This is a genomic window from Phytoactinopolyspora endophytica (genome assembly GCF_004138495.1).
GTDB lineage: Bacteria > Actinomycetota > Actinomycetes > Jiangellales > Jiangellaceae > Phytoactinopolyspora > Phytoactinopolyspora endophytica.
Map to the genome: position 1 here is coordinate 419777 of NZ_ML142852.1, position 2745 is coordinate 422521.

A 2745-nucleotide genomic window follows, 5' to 3' on the forward strand; every position below is an offset into this window, starting at 1 on the left:
GCGCCGGTGCTGACCTACCTCCTCTGCTGCTCGACGACGAAGAGGCGGTCGCCGTGGTCATCGGGCTGCGTACCGCGGCCACGGGGACCGTCGAGGGCATCGAGGAGACATCGGTGCGCGCACTGGCCAAACTGGAGCAGGTGTTGCCGCCCCGGCTGCGCCGCCGCATCGACGCCCTGCACAGCCACACTGTGTCCATCCCCTACGACACTCCGGCGCCGACTGTGGACTCTCACACTCTGGCGACCCTCTCGCTAGCCTGCCGGGATCAGGAACGGGTGCGGTTCGAGTATCGGAACCATCGCGGCGAAGGCAGCAGACGAGCTGCTGAACCCTACCGGCTGGTCCGGTGGGGGCGACGTTGGTACCTCGTCGCGTGGGATCTCGACCGCAACGACTGGCGCACATTCCGAGCCGACCGGGTCGCCGCGTGCACCCCGGTCGGCGCCCGCTTCACGCCGCGAGATCTCCCCGACGACGACATCGGTGACTACGTATCCCGACAGGTCTCCGTCGCGCCACGCAAGTACCACGCGAAGCTGCGTCTGCACGCCCCGATCGAGCCGATGCGGGAACGGATCACGGCCGCGGTCGGCACACTAGAGAGAGCCGACGAGCGGACGTGCATCCTGAGCACCTCCAACGACTCGCTGGAGCGGCTTGCCGTCTACGTCGCGTTGCTCGGCGTGGACTTTGAGGTCATCGAGCCGGACGAGCTGGTCGAGCACTTCCGTACGCTCTCCGACCGCTACGCCAGGGCGGCACGGAAGACTCCTGCCTGATCATTCCGGACGCTGCGGATGTGCACCCGCCCGTGCCACGCGCACGGCATGCCGCAGGATGTCCCGAGTCCGGTCGTCGTCCATCGACTGCCCCAATTCCACGGCGGCCAGATCGACGACGTCGTCCTCGCTACGAGCGACCCCGTCGGACTCCACCCAGCGCGCCACCGCGGACAGTTCCCGGACCGTATAGTCGGAGACCGTCCATCCCGCAGGTACGTCGGGCCGCACCCCTTGACGCTGGGGTGCGGCCTCCGTCTCGGATGCCTGCGCTGCGTCGTCCGCGGTGTCGGAGTCCTGACTCTCGCCCTCCGGCCCATCGGGGCGCGAGGGGGCGCCGTCGGAGACCCCATCGGCCCCAGTCTTTCGTGCCTGACCGGTCGCGGGCTCCTCTGGCATGCCGGCCACCACGTCGGCCTCCGCAGCCGCCACGGCCCAGTCGTACGCGTCGGCGGCGGCTACCGCGTCCTCGTACGCCTGGACGAGGCGTTTGGCCTCGGCGTCGGGGTCTGCCACCCAGGCTTCCGCACACACCCGGTGAACCGACCACCCGAGCCGGACGAGTTGGGCCGGCCGGAGTCGTTCACGCTCTCGAGCGGGGAGCCTCGCAGGGCCGTCCGGAGCATCGGTCTCGACCGCCAGAACCATCCGATCGCTGCGCACCGGATGGCGGACCGCGACCGGTAGGCCGCCTGGACCGCCGTAGCCGACCTCCACCGACGCGCCGGCCTGTCGCAACCGCTCGGCCAAGGCTTCCGCCAACGCATCGGCGCCCGGCGCCGGACCGTCATCGAACGCCCGCGGCCCTCGCTCCAGGTAAGTCAGGAACTCTCCAAGCGCCTGGGCGCCAGGAGTGGTCAGCCGACGAGGGCTGAGATCCTCGGCGCCGAACGTCGAGACGACGGTCAGCCGCTCACGCGCCCGGGTCGTGGCCGATGCCAGCCGTCGCTCACCACCGGGGCGGCCCAGAGCACCGAACCGGTACAGAATCCTGCCGTCCACCGACCGTCCGTAGCCGAGGCTGAGGACGATCGCGTCACGGACGTCGCCGCCCACGCGTTCGACGTCCTTCACGAAGAACGGCTCGCTGCGCCCTTCGCGCAGTAATCCGGCCACGTCGGGTGCCCGTACCAGCGCCCGGCGCAGGGCAGCGTCCAGACGCTCCGCATGCCGCGGCCCGAGGGTCACGACGCCGAGACTCTCGTGCGGCCGAACCCGGAGATGCTCCATCACCAGGTCGACGACTCGGGTCACCTCGGCAGACGAGCTGTCGACCGGATCGTCTCCCCCGGCGGGCGCCTCCACCAGCTCGAGCTTGACCCTGGGGTTTCCGCCGGCGCTCGGCACCGTCGTGATGCGCCCGGCGTAGCTGACCCTGGCCGCAAACCCAACCAGATGATCATCCCGGAAACGGTACTGGCCACGCAGCCCGTACACCGGGAGGACGTCGCGGAGCAGATCGGCGACGGAGGACGGCGGTTCGCCTGACCACGGGCCTTCCTGCTCGTCGGGGTCGGGCGCAGGTTCCACGGCCGTGGCGAACGACGTCAGCGCGACTTCATCGTCGGCGACCGCCACGACGCGCGACCCGCGCGCGATGGCGGGCACGGCCTGCGACAGCGTGACCCGGCCGGCGTCCTCGATGATCACCACATCGAACAGGCGACGAGGCGGCAGCACGCCGGCCACGTTCAACGGCGACATCACCCAGCATGGCACCGCGGCCAGGGCCACCTCCTGCGCGGTCTCCAGCAGTTCCCGGGGGGTTCGCGGAGCCTCACCACCGCCTTGGCCGGCCGCGCCGGCCACCACGTCGGCCTGACCTTCGAACTCCTCGGTCACCTCCGCGAAGCGTGCGGCACGGGAACGCAGCACGCGGCCGGCGCCGGCCTTGAGCAGGGCCTCGTCGGCGACGCGGAACTCGTCCACCTTGCGCCGATGCTCAGCGACGTCGAAATCCCGG

The 2745-nt window shown here is 70.7% G+C and carries 1 protein-coding gene and 1 pseudogene; one reads left to right on the forward strand and one right to left on the reverse strand.

The features are described 5' to 3' along the window. Positions 1 to 782: helix-turn-helix transcriptional regulator (locus ELR45_RS10325; RefSeq protein ID WP_205856337.1), on the forward strand; the 782-nt coding region annotated here is incomplete at its 5' end. On the opposite strand, the pseudogene ELR45_RS34930 reads toward ELR45_RS10325, so the two are convergent. Continuing rightward, positions 783 to 2745: pseudogene (locus tag ELR45_RS34930) on the reverse strand (hypothetical protein); the annotation flags it as partial.